A 17,106-nucleotide genomic window follows, 5' to 3' on the forward strand; every position below is an offset into this window, starting at 1 on the left:
TCAGACACGTCCTAAGCTAATCCACTTCCAGCTCCGGAAATCTCAAGGTGACATCACGTTTGATTCGCTTTACGACTTCTTCCTTGGTCTGAATGTCCTTATTAAGATATAACTGGAGTACAATCTTGTAGATATCATTGTTAATCGTGGCATCATATTTGGTGCGTTCGTATACAGGTACCCGTTTTGCAGCCTCCGAGAAAAACTCGAAATGCTTCTGTCCTCCCAAATAGGACGATGAGAGAGATGGGGCGAGTTCATCATTCACAACCATGTTACTGGTAAAATAATCCTGTTCTTTCGCTAACTCGGACAGAAAGTCGTGGTCAAAATTATAGAACTCAATAAACTTCCAGGCCAGATCCTTTTTGTCACTTTTACTATACATCGCTATATAAGTCCCGCCTGCACTAAACGCTGACGGTCCCTGAGCCAAGCCCCACATGCCTTCGGTATCCGGGGCGTTTGCCTTGAACGTATATTGCAGTGCCCAGGTTGCCCCGGGATAAAACATGACCTCTCCTTTTTGCATGGATGCAGCGTAACCTGCACTTCCATCTTCATACTCGGCAAGTACATTCCGCTCACGTGCTTCACGTACAAGATCGAGCACTTCCAAGTAAGTTGGATCGATGATAAACTTGCCGTCCTTCACCCAAGGTATACCATCATATGAATTCGATATAGCATTCCAATTCGCCAATGCATGTACTTTATTCCCGCTAAGTTGCTGTACCTTCTCTCCAATCTCGAAGATCTTCTCCCATGTATCGATCTGTGAACCCACCTTCTCAGGATCATCGGTGCCCAGATATTTTTTCGCCAAATCCCGACGATAGTAGATGCCCCCTGGTGTTCCCTGATAACCTATCGCTCTGACATTTCCCTCATTGTCCTGTTCATTGGCCTGAACAAAATCATATTGTTCCTGGATAAGTTCATTGGCGTTATACGGCGAAGCTGATAAATTCTCCAAATATGGAACGTCAATCAGCTCTCGAATATTCGCATTTTCAATCATAAATACATCTGGAGCCTTCGAGGTTGTCTGTAGCGCAGATTTCAGCTTGGTGATATAGAAATTACCGGGGATGTTGACAAAGTTCACTTTGATGTCAGGATATTTCTGTTCGAATTTCTCGATGGCGTACCCTGCTTCATCTGTAAAACTCCACACGGTAATCTCCTGTTGCTTGGTTTGACTCGATGGAATGAACTGACAACCAGCTAACAACATCGCTACACATACAAATACAGTAGTTGGCTTAAACCACTTCTTCATAGGCCCCCTCCTTCAAAAAGGAAACGCTTACAATTTATTAGAGTATATTGATTTTGGAGAGGGCTTTCTCCACAAATATTGTGCATTACCCTCCATATTTTGTCATATTCGTTCGGTGTTTCTTACGAAATTCGGAGGGTGTGCATTCATTATATTTTTTGAATAGACGATTATAGGAGTTAACATTGTTAAATCCATGTCCGATCGCAATCTCCAGAATCGTATCTTGACGGAACAATAAGGCCCACTCGGACTTGATAATTCGAAAATGATTCAAGTATTCCATCAGTGTTACTCCCTTGATCTCTTTGAACAGCTTGCAGACATGGAACTTGCTGAATTTAATATGTTCCGCCACCTGTTCCAGCTTAATGGGCTCAGCATAGTGCTCCTCCAGATATTCACAGATCGATTCAAGGAATTCAAATTTTTTGGAGGAAGTACAGGCCCATCCTGAAGATGAAGATTCATCGGTGGTAACCGGTACTTTTGTACGTAATAAAAGTATGATGAGATCATACAATCTCGATACCATTAACCATCGGTATCCCGGCTTCTGATTTTTCTTCTCGGTAATGATGTCATCTACATATTGAGTCAGATTGCTCTGACTTCCCGTATTCGAGGGAATAACTGTTGTTTTGTTGAAAAGTTGTCCGAGAGCCTGAATTTCGGCTTCAGTCGTGAAACTCCCGGTTAACAATTCGAGTCGGAACAAGATAATGGTCAAATATTCGGTCCCCGGCAAAAAGCAGTGCACATCACCTGGTTTGATCAGCAGCACATCCCCTTTTTCCAACTCACACACGTGGTCGTTCACGCCAATTCTGGCGCTCTTACCATTGACGAGAACCAGTTCAACCTCATCATGCCAGTGTGCAGCATAATTGAACTGATTTCCTGTATGAATTACCCGAATGGGAAAACCTTCTTGCATATGGCCTGTCTCCAAAAAAGTGGGTACGCCCATCGTATCAACCTCCATTTATCTCCAACGCCAAAAAACTTCTCGTCTTTATATTATGCATAAATGGCTACTCTCCTTTCTTTTTAAGTATTTAAAATTCTATAGAATGGAAAAAGCTCCTCAACTCAAGTTGAGGAGCCGAACAGAATCACAGGTTACATTCCGAATGAGCCGGTCCGCTAATATAGGCAATCGTCCGATCGATGTCCTTTCTCGATCAGATAATGGGTGGCCAGGTACCCACCTTGCGTATCACTCATCAAAACCTTTACAATATGTTGAGCATATCCAGATCCCGATCCATGACGACAATCGGAAATCCTGCTTCAGATGCAGGGCCGCTCTTCACTTAATTGAGTTGGCTTGCTGCCTCAAGTACTCGGAGTCTTGTGGGCTCACTTACATTCCCTTTATCGTTGAGTACGCAAGATACGGTCGAACTGGCTACACCAGCCATCTTGGCTACATCTTTAATCGTTGTCATCATATATACTCCTCAAAGACAGTTTCATCTGTTTGGTCCATTATGGCAGTAACACAGCAATCACACGGAATTGTTCACTAGCATTTTTAAAGAAACCGAGGTGCCTTCATGAGATTTAGTGAATATGTAATAGGTCAACGCTACGAAACCACATCCTTGGCATTATCCAAGACTGATATTATTGAGTTTGCCACAATCTATGATCCACAGTACATGCATTTGGATGAGGACAAGGCCAAGCAAGGCCGATTCGGCAGTTTAATTGCTTCTGGCATGCAAACGATGAATATCTCCTTTAAATTATGGATTGAGGTCGGAGTCTATGGAGAGCATGTCGTGGCTGGCACCGGAATGAATAACATTCAATTCCTGAAGCCGGTCTTTCCGAATGATAAACTTCATGTCATTGCAGAAGTCATTGGACTAACTCCCAGAAGAAAAGGGAATGGAATTGTTACCGTGCTGCTGAGTACTTTCAATCAGAAGAATCAAAAGGTATTTCAGGCTGAATTAAGTGCTTTAATTGATAATTAGGGCTGTGTAATAGCTCTAAAAAAAGAAGCCGCCCATTGGCGACTTCTCATGGATATACTGCATTTTTGATCATATTAAGCTTTATAACCTTTCAATACCTGCCCCAAAATCTCTACACCCTTGACAATCTGTTCGTCTGACGGGGTTGAGAAATTAAGTCTGATGGCATTACAAGGGTCTTGCTCGTTCACCAGGAATGCATTTCCCGGTACAACCGCAACTCCTTGAGCTGCCGCTGTCTTGGCATAATCAAGCATTGGCACATGTGCTGGCAGATCACACCAGAGGAACAGTCCACCATCCGGTTGGGTATAGGTAATGGACTCACCCATATGCTCTTGCAGCTTGTCCATCATCAATGTTGCTTTTCTACGATAGACCTCACGAATGCTGTTAATATGCCCCGCGTAGTCATACTCTGTCATGAACTTGTATGCCAGAATCTGTGGAAGCATAGCCGTATGTACGTCTTCTCCCTGTTTCGCGACAACCATCTTCTCCACCACTTCATGTGGCGCTTGTACAAAACCGACGCGCAGTCCTGCCGACAAAATTTTGGAGAATGATCCAACATAGATGACCAGACCCTCATCATCCATAGACTTAATGGTTGGCACATCGTCTCCATTAAATCGAAGTTCTCCGTACGGGTTATCTTCCAATATCATCACGCCATACTTCTTAGCCAACTCGTATATGGCCTTACGTTTTGCATGACTCGTCGTTACACCGGTAGGATTCTGGAAACTTGGGATCACGTAGATCAGTTTCACATTAGGCTCCGTTTGCAGCGCCTGTTCCAGCTTCTCGATATCCATACCGTCCATCTCCATCGGAACACCAGCAAGCTTTGCACCGGATGCCCGGAAGGAGTTCAGGGAACCGATAAAGCTCGGGCTCTCACAGATGATCGTGTCCCCTTCATTACAAAATACTTTACAGGCCAGTTCAATCCCCTGCTGCGCTCCAGATACAATGAACAATTGATCGGATGATTTACCGGTATCAAAACCTGTCTTCAAATGTTGAGTCAATGCTTCCCTGAGGGGAACATATCCTTCCGTAATCCCATATTGCAGAGCTGTAACCGGGTCATGCTCCAGGATGGATTGAGTGAATGTGCGAATCGCCTCAATAGGAAAGGTTTCCGGAGCAGGATTTCCTGCGGAGAATGGAATCACATTTTGCCCCGAAGAAGCCTTCAGAATCTCACGAATAATGGATGGTTGCAGTGCTGCGATACGATTGGAAAATGAATAGTTCATCTTAAATAGTGCCTCCCGACATTTCATCTGAATTAACTCTCTATCATTACATTAGATTCTATTATACGAGCATTTCCCGAATTTCCAAACTGTCTCCACAAAAAAGATGTTTGTACTCCAAAAAAGAGGCCGCCGTCAGCAACCTCTTTCGCAAAAGTATTGAGCAAAATTCAGCCTGTTAGCGCGCTGCGTTCATCTCGGATAACCGTGTGGCCTTCACAACATAAGCGGCCAGACCGGGGATCATCCGGGCCAGACCAGGATAGAACTTATTGGTTTTGGCAAAAGCCAGCTTTTGGATTCTTCTTGCGCGTCTAAGCAATTGGGTGAATTCCCGGCTTGCTTCCAGCGTGTAATTACTCTGCCAATCGGCATGTTCAATGTCGCCTTGCAGGTACTTGTCAGTCCACCTTGCACACAGGAGTGAGGAGCGAAGGGCAATGGACATTCCGTCTCCACATAAGGGCGGTATCATCAGCATGGCATCCCCAATATGCGGATATTGAGACCACGGCTCAGGCACGTTGGACAGATGCAGCGGCGCAATCGACACTTGCGTTCCATCTACAGGCTTTCCTTCGGCTAAACGGGCTGCCAAACTCACGTTTGTCAGGGATGCCGCATGTAAAATATCGTTGACAGACTTGCCACTTCCCTGGACGGTATCCAGTGTCAACAATGCGGCGACATTCACAATACCATCCTCAATCGGGGAAATGCCCACGTAACCACCTTCGCAAAAGTATAACTCTACCCGTGCGGGAATCTCAATTCCGCTGAAGTGGGACTTAACGCCAACGTATACGGTTTGGTCCCGCAGATCAGGTGCGGAAGCCATCCCTCGCGGCTTCTTGGTACCATGTGCTCCGATGACGGCTTTGGCTCTGTAACTAATCCGCTCATCTCCCTGTTTCACCTGAACCTCATAACTGGCATCCTCAAGCTGCTCGATGCTCGTTATGGTCGCTTGGGTCACAAGCTGGGCTCCGGCCTCCAGAGCCTTCTGATGCAAAATCTGGTCCAGCTCATATCGACTTATGCCATATGCAAATCCCGGCAGCGGTGCTTCGATCACTCCGCCTTGTGGCATAACGATCTTGGCATGATCCATAGTGCTGGGTTTCTTCGTCTGGTCCAGAAGGTGAATGTCCAGAACCTCCAGCATCTCCTTAGTTTCGGGTGACATAAACTCACCGCAGGTTTTGTGCCGCGGGAACTCCTGGCGATCTAGCAAAAGGGTCCGATGACCTTTTCCTGCCAGTTGCATTGCACACGTACTGCCGGCAATTCCGGCTCCGATGACAATCACATCTATCGATTTCGACACGTAAGTTCACCTGCCTTTTGTGGGAATAACAACAGAGTAACGGAATAAGGGCCTCCATTCATAGGTCATCGTATCATGATTTAACCGTTGTTTGAGTTCCTTCCAATCCTTCCCTGTAAAACCTTTGGCTACGGAAAGAGGCCCATCATGACGAATGTACCGATTGCGCGAGATCATCCGTGTAGTAATCCAGACCGCCTTATAGGATACGGGGTGGCGGTGAATATCATTAATGACGACACCGTGTCTGGATGCTCGCAACATATGAGAAACCATATCAACCAGTTGATCTCCGTCAAAATGATGCACAAACTGGGAACCTGTCACGATATCGGCTGAAGCATCCGGCAGTTGTGTAAGATCAGCACGTTGTACCCGGACTCGGGGTTCGTCACGGAATAGTTGTCTCGCTTCCTCACACGCTTCTTCCGTCAGATCAACCAGCGTAATTTCCAGCTGAACACCCTGACGATCCGCCCATTGCAGTAGTTTTTGGTTCACATCTCCTGAACCTGCCCCCACATCCAGCAGAGTCAGCTTATCCGGCCTGCCGACAGAGTTCCACAACTTCTCTACACCAGCCAGCGTTGGGCCGGGTGCTGCAAATATTTTGTTAAGACGTCTCAGATGTCTAAGCGCTTCACGCAACTCCTCCCCTCCCAGAGAGAAGTCATCCATCAACTCATCTTCCTTGGCCCGAGTGGACAATGTTCTAAAAAAGGACATGATCGTGCTCCTCCATCACTGAAGTTAATGAGGGTACATAAGTGAATTTCATCAGCTCTGCGGTGAGTCCCGGTCCAAATGCCATGGCTACACCATCTGTGGAGGATTGACCCTGTGTCTTCATGTCCTCACGCATCGCATTCAGTACAAACAGAATGGTATTGGAAGATAAGTTACCATACGTTCTGAGGACATCCCTGCTATACTTCGTTTGCTCGTCTCTCAGCTTCATTACATTCTGCACAGAATCCACAATCCCACGTCCTCCCGGATGAATGGCCCACAGCTCAGGAAACTGTTCACTTTGCAATAAGAGACGCAATTCCTCTTCCAGATGAACACCCAGCAGCTTCGGAATACGAGGGGATAGATACAGGTCATACCCCAGATTCCCCACCTCCCAGGTCATATCTTCAGTCGAATCCGGAAGAAGTACAGAATAACCCGTTCCCAGACTCAGAACATTCTTGTGTTGAGGTTCTGGTGTGCCCACTACACAAGAAGAAGCAGCGTCTCCGAAGAATGAAGCCGCAAACAGCGCTTCCCGATCTTGTACGGGCTGAAAATGAATGGTACACAACTCTACACAGACAACAAGTACCTGTGATCCCGGAGCACCCTGCACGACATCTCGTGCCATCTGAATGGCTTTCAACCCTGCAGCACAGCCCTGAAAGATCAGTGGCAGTCGATTAACTCGTGCAGACAGACCCAAGTGACGGACGAGCATAACATCAAGACCTGGCAGATATTGACCGGTACAGCTGACGGTGATGATATGCGTGATGCTCTTGGGAGATACGCCTGAATCCTTCAGGGCTTTCTCTGCTGCCTCAATCCCGAGTGGAAGCGCCTCTCGCTTGTATGTATTCATTCGTTCTTCGGTTGTCGGGACGTCTGATCGCTCACCAGAGGGCAGATATCGGCATTCTTCCAGTGAACCCAGATAGCTCGGTTCCACGGTATATCGTGTTTCAACACCACAGGACTTGAATATTCGTCTGGCAAACCGGGCCAAATCTGGCCGATCCTGAAGAGAAGAAGCGATTAGTTCTGCAATATCTGACTGTGCTACGGGGTGAGCAGGTAGAGCCGTTCCCATGCCAAGAATCGCGATATCGGATGGACTGTTATATGGGTTCATAATAAACCTCCTGGTATTAGTCATTATTTCCTCTAATTTAACAACTCTTACCCTTAACGATATCGTTATAATCTCAAGAAGGCTCCTAATCTAGTTTATTAACACATCCGCAAGATCAGAAGCTTGGTTTCACCAAGCGATTGAAGCCATCACACCAATGAACCAAAAAAAGCCGCCATTAGGCGACTTTAAGATAACTTTTTTAAACAACTTGCTCAAATGATATCAAACCACTTCTCAACATCTTTTTGATGTACGTTATTTGGAAAACGCTTCTCTAATCTTGTCACTCATCCGGTACCAGGCATCCTCAGCCATCTGGAGATCGCCAAAATGCGTAAATCCATGAGCTGCCCCCTCATACTCCTTAAACGTCACTTTCACACCGCTTGCTTCCAGCCTTGCTGCATATGTTCTTGCTTCTTGGGCCAGTGAATCTTTCTCTGCGGTAATAATCAATGCTTCCGGAAGTCCCTCTACTGATGTTGCGAGCATAGGTGAAGCCAACGGGTCTTGCGCATCTTCTGGCGTTTCAAGGTACATGGCATTGAAGGTTCTCGCGATATCGGCTGGAATGGCTTCTTCATAACTCGGTTTCTCAGCCGGATCTGTAGCCACGTCCAATACGGCATAATCGATAACCTGAAGTACAATAGGCAGCTCGCTTCCACGTTGCTGGTTTAACAAACATACTGCTGCAGCAAGATTACCACCAGCACTATGCCCCCCAATAGCGAATAGAGACGGGTTAACCGAGAAAGATTGCGGATTGGTGTGGACCCACTGTACAACGTCGTAACATTCATGGACCGCTGTTGGGAACTTGTGCTCTGGTGCAAGACTGTAATCGATATTAACGACCACACAATCAGATCGATCAGCGATCAGGCGACACCATGGATCATCCATCTCTGCTTGTCCCAAGATGAAACCACCCCCGTGCATATTAAAGAAGACCGGCAGAGGAGCGGAATGGTCCCTATCCGGTGTATACACAAGTACACGTGTATCACCTTTAGTCGTAGGAATCATGACTTCTTTTACTGTGACAGCATACGTGGAACTGGGTTGAAGAGCTGCACCTGTACCGACGACATTTTGACGCATTTGTTGTACCATTGCCAGTTGTTGTTGTTGATCCATATTTATCACTCCTTTAATGGATTGCCATTACTCCTCCGTTGTCCCTTTAAGTATAGATGACACTCGTCTATTCCGTCATGTACAATTCATTCGATATGTATTGATCAACATGCTCAAACGTGGACCAAAATCACCTTCCCCTGCTCTTGATCTTCAATGTTAACATTCAGTGCCAGGAGATCGGTTTGGATCCGTACTTGTTTCCTTTTTTTTGTGGAACATCATCCAGACCCCCATCAAACAAAATAAAACGCTGCACCCCATGCCAAACAAGCTACTGGTTTTTAATGCAAGAGGTGAGCCTTGCATGGTAAGTAATGTCGCTTGGGTCACCACGATGGATACCATCGCATCGGTGAAGTTAATCATTTTCAATGTAGATATGATCGGGTTATGGAGATGACGGTTCGCCCAGGTACCATACACGGCAAAAACCAGCTTCGTAAAAGCGACTGTAGATACAATATACACGATGTTACCCTCATATATGAAGGCATCGCCGATTAGATACATTCGCAGGCAGACCATCGAATAGGACGCGCCCAGTAAACACAGGAACAGACCACCGCGCTTATATACCGTAAGCTCTAATCTATATCTTTCTTCGGGAGAGTCCATCCTCTTGGTAGCTGTATATTTATGGAGCACTTGGCCTTTCGCCACACACAAAATCAGATAATATACAGCATTCGTAATGAACCATCCCGAAAGCAGATATATGCCCAGGATTAACTTGCCTATCCCTGTTACAGCATTGATAACAAGGGAAGCCACATTAAACAAGGCCGTTCGATCTTGTTTATTTCCAAGGTAATGGAACCAAATGGACTTCAAATATGTCTTCATTTTCATAGGATATTCATTCTGTTAGAGAAGCAGACCATTAGCCCTTTACCTACCTCATATATTTCTTCTTATCTCTTACCGGTCAGAGAATCCCGAATCCTTTTCGGAAGAGATTGGACAACCATATCATATGAGTGATCGATCATGACGTAGATATCCTCATCTGACAATGAACCATCCAGCATAATGGTATTCCAGTGTTTTTTGTTCATATGATATCCCGGTTGAACCGCTTCATGCTGCTCTCTCAGGTTCTCTGCAATAATGGGATCACATTTTAAGTTTAAGCGACAGTTCTTTTCTTTGTTTTCAAAAATAAGCGCGAACATTTTACCAGCAACCTTAATCGCGACTGGATCAGGCCCAAATGGATAATCCTTGGTCGAACCTTTCTTCTTCAAACTGTATTTAATCATCGTATCCTTCAAGTTAGTACCTCCCTTTCACCAGTGGACGATATAATGATACCGAATGTAAGTTCGTATGTAAATAAGCTTGTTGCACATAAAAGCACATAATAAAACCTCCTCCAAATGAATGGAGAAGGTTTTATCTGGATTTATTTAACTCTTAATTGGCTCTATCATTCCTAGTTTTGCTGCTGCGGCTGAATGAGCCATGGTTTGATTTACTGCTACTGCTGTTTGATCTACTGCTATTGGGTCTACCGTCGTTTGAACGACTACTGTTTGATTTACCACTCTTGGCAAACCATTCGGATTTGGGCTTGCGTGCCGGGTTAGCTTTGGACTTCGCCGGTTTGCCTGCAGCCGATTTGTTGAACGAAGGTTTACTGCCTGGTGCTTTGCTGGTTTTATCAAACACAGGTACACCTGTCATTGGATACGGATGACCTTTCACTTCAGGAATCGTCTTTTTGATTACTTTCTCAATATCCTTCAGGAATGGAAGTTCATCTTTCTCACAGAACGAAATTGCCATCCCGCTTTTGCCTGCTCGACCTGTACGTCCAATACGGTGAACATACGTTTCCGGGATATTAGGCAGGTTAAAGTTAATGACATGTGACAGTTCCTCCACGTCAATTCCTCTTGCAGCGATATCCGTCGCAACCAATACACGTGTTGCACCACTCTTGAAGTTGTTCAGCGCCCGTTGTCTCTCGTTCTGAGACTTGTTGCCATGAATAGCCTGTGCCGTAACATTCGCTTTGGCCAAATCACGTGTAACCCGGTCAGCGCCGCGCTTCGTGCGTGTGAACACCAATGCCGTGACGATGGATTTATCCTCCAAAATTTGGTTCAACATCTGCTGCTTCTTGCCATTCTCCAGCAAATATATAGATTGCTCAATGCGGTCTACTGTCGAAGATACCGGTGTGATTTCTACTTTGACTGGATCAACCAGCAGGGTTTTAACCATTTTGGTGATTTCAGGAGGCATCGTAGCTGAGAAAAACAGCGTTTGTTTTTTATTAGGCATCTTGGCAATGATTCTTTTCACATCATGAATGAAGCCCATGTCCAACATCCGGTCTGCTTCATCCAGAACGAGAATCTCAACCATCTTCAGATCAATACGCTTCTGGTTAATCAGATCGTTCAATCTGCCAGGTGTTGCGATAATAATATCTGCACCTTGATTCAGCGCACGCTCTTGTACTTTTTGCGAAACGCCGCCAACGATTGCCGTACAACGAATGTCCGTATACCGGCTATATACCTTGATGTTATCCGCGATCTGAATAGCGAGTTCTCGTGTTGGTGTCAAAATTAATGAGCGAATATGTCGTGCGGACTTTGATCCTTGTCCTTTGGATCTCTCGCTTAATAATTGAATGATCGGCACCGAAAATGCTGCCGTCTTGCCTGTTCCTGTCTGTGCACATCCCAGCAGATCTCTGCCAGCTAATACAGCTGGTATGGCCTGTTCCTGTATAGGGGTAGGATTAGTATAGTTTGCTTTGCTTAACCCTTCCATAATAGAGGGGATAATATTTAAGTCGTTAAATGTCATGTTGTCTCCTTCATTTACGCACATCTATCAATAAGACGCATCTTTTATTTCACACGTAACATATAAGGATACCATTAAAAACGCAATCTGTAAATTATCTTTATATTTTTATTTTTTCAACTGACCAATTTAAGACCGACTGCCGATCCAAGCACCATAGCGATAAACAGAATTCTTAAGGCATTACGAGGTTCTCCATAAAACACCATGCCCAGAATTGCACCACTGCAATCACAACCGACATCCACGTTTTATTCATCCCTGTAACACTCCTTCTCTACTACATTTTTTGTACAACCCTAAGGTTCATTAGCGTAAAAACAAAAAAAGCCTGGGAAACAAACTGCATGTAGCAGTTCATCTCCCAGGCTTTTATCCCTCCGTGGCACAACCAACAGGTTGCGGGTTTTCTCTCGGACCAGACCGACATATACATCGCGGAACCCTAGAAAACCTGTTTTTATTCTAATGTGTCTCCAATTATACACACTTCCACTATCTTGGCAACCCCGTAAATGTAATCATGCCATTTATTTGATAATCAAACCCATTAACCCCACAAATGTGGCGGCTTGATGTGGTGAAATCACACAACCGTTGAGATCTTCCATGGTCAACACCAAGGAGTCAAATTCGCAATCACTGAGATCCAAATCCTTCATTTTGGTCCCCGTTAAGGAAGCTTGGTCGATGTTACATTGACTGAACTCCATTTTTTGCAGTGCCAGATAAGCAAAGTCCGCACCAATCAAGGTACATTCCGAGAAGGAGACCTGTTTCAGATGGGCAAAACGAAAATTGCTGTAGTCGCCTAGACCATGAAGGAAACTGACATTTTGCAATCGACTATTGGAAAAATCCGTTCCGACAAACTTGCAATTATGCCATTCGATTCGATGCATGAAGGCACTTGAGAGATTGACATTGGAGAAGTCGCAGTGTTCAAAGCGAACATCGGTGAATTCAAATTGTTCCAAGGTAGACTCCGAGATCGTCACATGTCTAAATACAACATTTTCAAAGGAAACCTTACTCGCTTCCTGTTGATCCAATGTAATGTTCTCGATCAGTTTGTGTTTGTACTCCACTTTGGATTCGAGGAATGTAATCGTTTCCGGTTCGAGCAACTGCTCCTGAATCTTGGGTTTGTCCATTTTCATATCGTATTCCCCGATTCCTTAATTGCTACGACTCACAGTCGGCTTCTGTCCAGATACCATTGTCCATCCCGCATCAGTGGTACTGTATTGATTGTACTACAGCTGGAGCATCCTTTATCCAATGCAGAACGGCATGAGAGAAGACCGCATCAAACGATTCTTCTGTCCGATAATGACAAGCATTTGCTACTTGAATATTCATATCAGGGTATTTCTGTTTAGCTTGCCTAATCGTCTCTTCTGAAAAATCTATACCTGTTGGCAGCGCTCCTGCGGCTGCGATTTTCGCTGTCAGATCCCCATTGCCGCAACCGACATCAAGGATTCGTTCTCCATGGGACGGCTGGAGCAAGGATAATTGCATTTTGTTCAATTAATTCAAATGAGCAGTTCACTTCTATTGTTAAAAGTAAAGTTAAACCAATGCTTCGACGCGCACCGGAAGCTGAATCTCTTCATGCAATAATTGAGCGATGTCACGAGTCAGTGCATCCACATTCTCCTGCTGCGTTGCCCAGCTGGTGCAGAACCGCACCGCACTGTGTGTATCGTCAACCTTCTCCCAGAAGGTGAACGTATAACCGCTGCGTAATTTCTCAAGCAAACGATCAGGCAGAATCGGAAACTGCTGGTTGGTTGGTGAATCGTACAGGAAGCGAACTCCTTGCTGTTCGAGTGAATCATGAATTCTCAAGGCCATATCTACGGCATGGCGAGAAATATCGAGGTACAGACCATCTTCGAACAACGTTTCGAATTGGATACCCAGCAATCTGCCTTTGGCAAGCAGGCCACCTTTTTGTTTGATCATATAACGAAAATCCGGTTTCAGTGCATCATTCAGGATAACGACCGCTTCTCCCATCAATGCACCAATCTTGGTTCCCCCGATGTAAAATACATCGCACAAGCGCGCAAGGTCAGCAAATGTCATATCGCAATCGCGTGAAGCGAGTGCATATCCAAGACGTGCTCCATCCACGAAAAATGGAAGACCACATGCTCTGCTCACTGTATGTAATGCTAATGCTTGCAGTTCTGCCTTGCTGTACATCGTTCCGTTCTCCGTTGGCTGAGATATGTAGACCATGCCTGGCTGTACACAATGTTCCGGTGACGATACATTCATGTGCGCATCATAGACTGCCTTAACCTGTTCAGGCGTGATCTTTCCGTCCTCGCTTGGAACTGTGAGTACCTTATGTCCTGTAGCTTCAATAGCTCCTGTCTCATGAACGGCAATGTGTCCCGAGGTCGCAGCAATCACACCTTGATATGGACGCAAAATAGAGGCAATCACCGTTGTATTTGTCTGTGTACCGCCAACCAAGAAATGAACATCAGCCTGCTCGTTGTCACAAGCCTGACGAATAAGCATTCTCGCCCGTTCGCAATGCTCATCCGTGCCATACCCGCTCGTCTGTTCCATATTGGTTTCCATCAGTCTTTGTAAAATGCGTTCATGCGCACCCTCGTTATAGTCACATTCAAATCGTATCATCGTGTTGTCTCTCCTGCCTTCTTGTTCAACTTCTCTTGTATGTTCATCATGGAGGTGTATACCTCTTGAATCTCTTCTTCATTGAGGTCTTGCATTAATTTCAGGATCTGTTCGTCGGATCGATCATTCAATTGGGCATACAGTTCCTCACCCTTGGCTGTCAGACGAATCAGACTGACCCGGCTGTCGGCAGCAGAATTCACTTTCACCAGCAGTCCTTCCTTGGACAGCTTGTTCACAATTCGGCTCATGTAACTGCGATCAATGGTCAGTGTATCTACCAGATTGTTCGCAATGCTCTCTCCCCGAATTCCAATCTCAATAATGACCCGTACTTCAGCAAAGGAATACCCTGTTCCGAGAATATGCTTGTCGAGTACACCAAGTATGTTGGTATAAAAACGGTTAAAACGTCGCATGTCAGCCAGTATATCTGGATTTATGTACTGAGAGTTGATGTCAAACCCTCCTTTTTAGTGGACATTGTCAACATTATAATAATTACGTTAGTGGACGTTGTCAACATTATCTTTACCAGAGTATGTTATACCTCATTTTTATTTCATATTGAAAAAAGCCGCGCATATGCGCGGCAAGGTTGTTCTGTCATCGGAGTGGCTAGTGTAAATATTTTTTGTTCAATTTATATAGATTATGAGTGACTATATTGCACCTGATGAAGACGGCTGTATATCCCTCCAGCGGCGACCAATTCCTCATGGTTGCCCTGTTCAGCGATACCATCTGTGTTTACTACGATGATTCGATCTGCATTCTTGATCGTTGTCAGTCTGTGTGCAATCACAAGTGTTGTTCTGCCCACCGACAATTCAGCGAGTGATTGCTGGATCAGTGATTCCGTTTCCGTATCCAGCGCAGAGGTTGCCTCATCCAGAATAAGAATGGGCGGGTTTTTCAAAAACATACGTGCGATGGACAAACGCTGTTTTTGTCCTCCCGACAGTTTAACACCACGTTCACCAATAATGGTATCCATGCCATCAGGCAACGTAAGAATCAATTCCTCCAACGAGGCACGACGGGCGGCATCCCAGATTTGTTCATCCGTTGCACTCAGATCACCATAGGCAATATTCTCCTTAATGGTACCCGAGAACAAAAATACATCCTGTTGAACGATTCCAATATGTTTACGCAAGGATTGAAGCTTAACGTTACGAATGTCGACGCCATCTACAGTGATACGTCCCTCTTCTACCTCATAGAATCGGGGCAGCAGGCTACAGATCGTCGTCTTGCCTGCACCCGACGGGCCAACAAAAGCAACGGTTTCCCCTGGTCGAACAGACAGACTGATATCACTTAGAATACGCCGACTGGATTCATAACCAAACGAGACGTTCTCGAAGCGAATATCACCCTTCACACTTTCGAATTCAACGGCGTTTTTGCTATCCGCAATTTCAGGTTCTGTATCAATGATCTCCAGATAACGCTTGAAACCAGCAATGCCCTTTGGATAACTTTCGATGACTGCGTTGATCTTCTCGATAGGACGGAAGAAGATATTAGACAGGAGCAGGAAGGCCATAAAGTCACCCATATTGATTCTGCCATCAATATAAAACCAGGCTCCACTGATCATGACAAACACCGTAACCAGTCGCATCATCATATAACTGACCGAGATACTTTTTGCCATCGTTTTGTAGGCAAGCAGCTTGGTTTTACGGAAATTCTGATTGTCCACAGCAAAAAGTTCTTTCTCATGTTCTTCGTTCGCGAACGATTGTACAACACGCATGCCACCGACGTTGTCTTCAATACGTGCATTGAAATTGCCGACGTCTCCGAAAAGTCGCCGATAGGTCTTTGTCATCCGGCCACCAAATACGATAATGACCCAAGCCATAACTGGGATAATGATAAAGGTAAGCAGCGCAAGCTCCAGATTAATGTTAGCCATCAGCCAGAACGATCCGATTAATGTCATTACTGCGATGAATACATCTTCAGGTCCATGGTGAGCAACCTCACCGATATCATTCAGATCATTCGTAAGATGACCAATTAAGTGGCCCGTTTTACGATTATCAAAGAACCGGAAGGACAGCTTCTGCAAGTGAGCGAACATCTTCTCACGCATGTTGGTCTCAATATTAATGCCAAGCATATGTCCCCAATATGTAACTACATAGTTCAATACCGTATTAAGTGCATAGATGGATAACAACACAACACAGGCAAGCATTATGAGAGGCCAATCCTGACCTGGCAACAATTCATTAATGAATTTGCTGACGGCAAGGGGGAAAGCCAACTCCAGAAGACCTGCGAGTACAGCGCATCCAAAATCAATCAAAAACAGTTTTTTATAAGGACGATAATACGAAAAAAACCGACGAATCATACTTATTCACTCTCACTCTCCATATCCTTATTGGGGCTTACATCTTCATTTTGCAACTCGAAAAGATGGATATACTCGTCGATGACCTGATCAATGGCTTTTAGTTCCCCACTAATCATTGGGCGAATATGTTCGTACTCCTCCTGTCCAAGTTGTCTGGCAAGCGTTGTTCTTCGATTCTGCATTTGTTCCAAAAACACAAGAATCCGGCCGCGACGGAACGTTTGCGCACCATGACCCCGTTTTCCCTGATGTTCACCATTTCCTCTGCCACGTCTTGAACGCTCACCACGTTGCTCATTGTCACTCATATCACGTTTCGGACGCTCACCTTGACGTACACTTCCATCGATTTCATTCAGATCACGATCTCTCATTT

General features: G+C 45.2%; 17 protein-coding genes, 2 pseudogenes and 1 riboswitch. Of the genes and pseudogenes, 1 reads left to right on the top strand and 18 read right to left on the bottom strand.

The annotated features are described in order from the left end of the window. Positions 1-16 precede the first annotated feature (16 nt). The 3 genes from J7E78_RS03680 to J7E78_RS03690 form a co-directional block, all read right to left on the bottom strand. Entirely contained in the window at positions 17-1,282 is a 1,266-nt protein-coding gene (locus tag J7E78_RS03680) for an ABC transporter substrate-binding protein (protein WP_215074990.1), read from the bottom strand. A gap of 85 nt (positions 1,283-1,367) precedes the next feature. Beyond that, entirely contained in the window at positions 1,368-2,252 is an 885-nt protein-coding gene (locus J7E78_RS03685; protein WP_215074991.1) for an AraC family transcriptional regulator, read from the bottom strand. Positions 2,253-2,598: 346 nt separating this feature from the next. Beyond that, on the bottom strand, positions 2,599-2,736 hold the full coding sequence (locus tag J7E78_RS03690) for a LacI family DNA-binding transcriptional regulator (protein ID WP_311516918.1): 138 nt from the start codon (positions 2,734-2,736) through the stop codon (positions 2,599-2,601). Positions 2,737-2,841: 105 nt separating this feature from the next. Between J7E78_RS03690 and J7E78_RS03695 the strand changes: the two genes are divergently transcribed. Then, positions 2,842-3,267 (top strand): MaoC family dehydratase, encoded by a 426-nt coding sequence (locus tag J7E78_RS03695; protein ID WP_215074992.1) that lies wholly within the window; start codon positions 2,842-2,844, stop codon positions 3,265-3,267. Positions 3,268-3,341: 74 nt separating this feature from the next. Here J7E78_RS03695 and J7E78_RS03700 read toward each other — a convergent pair whose 3' ends face one another. The 15 genes and pseudogenes from J7E78_RS03700 to J7E78_RS03770 form a co-directional block, all read right to left on the bottom strand. Beyond that, positions 3,342-4,532, bottom strand: a complete 1,191-nt coding sequence (locus J7E78_RS03700; protein WP_215074993.1) for an aminotransferase-like domain-containing protein — start codon at positions 4,530-4,532, stop codon at positions 3,342-3,344. Positions 4,533-4,710: 178 nt separating this feature from the next. Beyond that, a complete protein-coding gene (locus J7E78_RS03705) occupies positions 4,711-5,859 on the bottom strand; it encodes an NAD(P)/FAD-dependent oxidoreductase (protein WP_215074994.1) in 1,149 nt (382 codons plus the stop codon). Between the two features lie 6 nt (positions 5,860-5,865). Then, positions 5,866-6,585, bottom strand: a complete 720-nt coding sequence (locus tag J7E78_RS03710) for an SAM-dependent methyltransferase (protein ID WP_215074995.1) — start codon at positions 6,583-6,585, stop codon at positions 5,866-5,868. Further along, positions 6,572-7,729 carry a type III polyketide synthase gene (locus tag J7E78_RS03715; RefSeq protein WP_215074996.1) on the bottom strand — a complete coding sequence of 386 codons (1,158 nt, stop codon included), beginning with the start codon at positions 7,727-7,729 and terminating at the stop codon, positions 6,572-6,574. Before J7E78_RS03715 ends, J7E78_RS03710 begins: the two co-directional genes overlap by 14 nt. A gap of 258 nt (positions 7,730-7,987) precedes the next feature. After that, complete coding sequence (locus J7E78_RS03720) at positions 7,988-8,872, bottom strand: alpha/beta hydrolase (protein ID WP_215074997.1); 885 nt, start codon at positions 8,870-8,872, stop codon at positions 7,988-7,990. Positions 8,873-9,031: 159 nt separating this feature from the next. Continuing rightward, positions 9,032-9,724, bottom strand: a complete 693-nt coding sequence (locus tag J7E78_RS03725) for a hypothetical protein (protein ID WP_215074998.1) — start codon at positions 9,722-9,724, stop codon at positions 9,032-9,034. Positions 9,725-9,786: 62 nt separating this feature from the next. Then, positions 9,787-10,146, bottom strand: a complete 360-nt coding sequence (locus J7E78_RS03730; protein ID WP_215074999.1) for an MmcQ/YjbR family DNA-binding protein — start codon at positions 10,144-10,146, stop codon at positions 9,787-9,789. Between the two features lie 142 nt (positions 10,147-10,288). Continuing rightward, on the bottom strand, positions 10,289-11,695 hold the full coding sequence (locus tag J7E78_RS03735) for a DEAD/DEAH box helicase (RefSeq protein ID WP_215075000.1): 1,407 nt from the start codon (positions 11,693-11,695) through the stop codon (positions 10,289-10,291). 116 nt (positions 11,696-11,811) lie between these two features. Then, a pseudogene (locus J7E78_RS03740) lies at positions 11,812-11,919 on the bottom strand (QacE family quaternary ammonium compound efflux SMR transporter); the annotation flags it as partial. Positions 11,920-12,054: 135 nt separating this feature from the next. Continuing rightward, a riboswitch (guanidine-I (ykkC/yxkD leader) is annotated at positions 12,055-12,155 on the bottom strand. A 70-nt stretch (positions 12,156-12,225) separates the two neighbouring features. Next, entirely contained in the window at positions 12,226-12,855 is a 630-nt protein-coding gene (locus J7E78_RS03745) for a pentapeptide repeat-containing protein (protein WP_215075001.1), read from the bottom strand. Between the two features lie 85 nt (positions 12,856-12,940). After that, a pseudogene (locus tag J7E78_RS03750) lies at positions 12,941-13,219 on the bottom strand (class I SAM-dependent methyltransferase); the annotation flags it as partial. A 51-nt stretch (positions 13,220-13,270) separates the two neighbouring features. Next, positions 13,271-14,356, bottom strand: a complete 1,086-nt coding sequence (locus tag J7E78_RS03755; protein WP_215075002.1) for a threonine aldolase family protein — start codon at positions 14,354-14,356, stop codon at positions 13,271-13,273. After that, positions 14,353-14,775 (bottom strand): MarR family winged helix-turn-helix transcriptional regulator, encoded by a 423-nt coding sequence (locus J7E78_RS03760; RefSeq protein WP_215075003.1) that lies wholly within the window; start codon positions 14,773-14,775, stop codon positions 14,353-14,355. Before J7E78_RS03760 ends, J7E78_RS03755 begins: the two co-directional genes overlap by 4 nt. A gap of 233 nt (positions 14,776-15,008) precedes the next feature. Next, the gene (locus J7E78_RS03765) at positions 15,009-16,727 is read right to left on the bottom strand and encodes an ABC transporter ATP-binding protein (RefSeq protein ID WP_215075004.1); all 1,719 of its coding nucleotides are present in this window, start codon (positions 16,725-16,727) and stop codon (positions 15,009-15,011) included. Positions 16,728-16,729: 2 nt separating this feature from the next. Continuing rightward, positions 16,730-17,104 (bottom strand): hypothetical protein, encoded by a 375-nt coding sequence (locus J7E78_RS03770; RefSeq protein WP_251034803.1) that lies wholly within the window; start codon positions 17,102-17,104, stop codon positions 16,730-16,732. Between the last annotated feature and the right edge of the window lie 2 nt (positions 17,105-17,106).

Source organism: Paenibacillus polymyxa (assembly GCF_018614975.1).
Taxonomy (GTDB): Bacteria; Bacillota; Bacilli; order Paenibacillales; family Paenibacillaceae; genus Paenibacillus; species Paenibacillus polymyxa_E.

Bases quoted from the DNA above. Each gene is read 5' to 3' on its own strand.
- J7E78_RS03760 (WP_215075003.1), bottom strand. From the start codon at position 14,775: ATGCGACGTTTTAACCGTTTTTATACCAACATACTTGGTGTACTCGAC.
- J7E78_RS03715 (WP_215074996.1), bottom strand. From the start codon at position 7,729: ATGAACCCATATAACAGTCCATCCGATATCGCGATTCTTGGCATGGGA.
- J7E78_RS03765 (WP_215075004.1), bottom strand. From the start codon at position 16,727: ATGATTCGTCGGTTTTTTTCGTATTATCGTCCTTATAAAAAACTGTTT.
- J7E78_RS03710 (WP_215074995.1), bottom strand. From the start codon at position 6,585: ATGTCCTTTTTTAGAACATTGTCCACTCGGGCCAAGGAAGATGAGTTG.
- J7E78_RS03690 (WP_311516918.1), bottom strand. From the start codon at position 2,736: ATGATGACAACGATTAAAGATGTAGCCAAGATGGCTGGTGTAGCCAGT.
- J7E78_RS03735 (WP_215075000.1), bottom strand. From the start codon at position 11,695: ATGACATTTAACGACTTAAATATTATCCCCTCTATTATGGAAGGGTTA.
- J7E78_RS03725 (WP_215074998.1), bottom strand. From the start codon at position 9,724: ATGAAAATGAAGACATATTTGAAGTCCATTTGGTTCCATTACCTTGGA.
- J7E78_RS03770 (WP_251034803.1), bottom strand. From the start codon at position 17,104: ATGAGAGATCGTGATCTGAATGAAATCGATGGAAGTGTACGTCAAGGT.
- J7E78_RS03680 (WP_215074990.1), bottom strand. From the start codon at position 1,282: ATGAAGAAGTGGTTTAAGCCAACTACTGTATTTGTATGTGTAGCGATG.
- J7E78_RS03720 (WP_215074997.1), bottom strand. From the start codon at position 8,872: ATGGATCAACAACAACAACTGGCAATGGTACAACAAATGCGTCAAAAT.
- J7E78_RS03695 (WP_215074992.1), top strand. From the start codon at position 2,842: ATGAGATTTAGTGAATATGTAATAGGTCAACGCTACGAAACCACATCC.
- J7E78_RS03700 (WP_215074993.1), bottom strand. From the start codon at position 4,532: ATGAACTATTCATTTTCCAATCGTATCGCAGCACTGCAACCATCCATT.
- J7E78_RS03755 (WP_215075002.1), bottom strand. From the start codon at position 14,356: ATGATACGATTTGAATGTGACTATAACGAGGGTGCGCATGAACGCATT.
- J7E78_RS03745 (WP_215075001.1), bottom strand. From the start codon at position 12,855: ATGAAAATGGACAAACCCAAGATTCAGGAGCAGTTGCTCGAACCGGAA.
- J7E78_RS03685 (WP_215074991.1), bottom strand. From the start codon at position 2,252: ATGGGCGTACCCACTTTTTTGGAGACAGGCCATATGCAAGAAGGTTTT.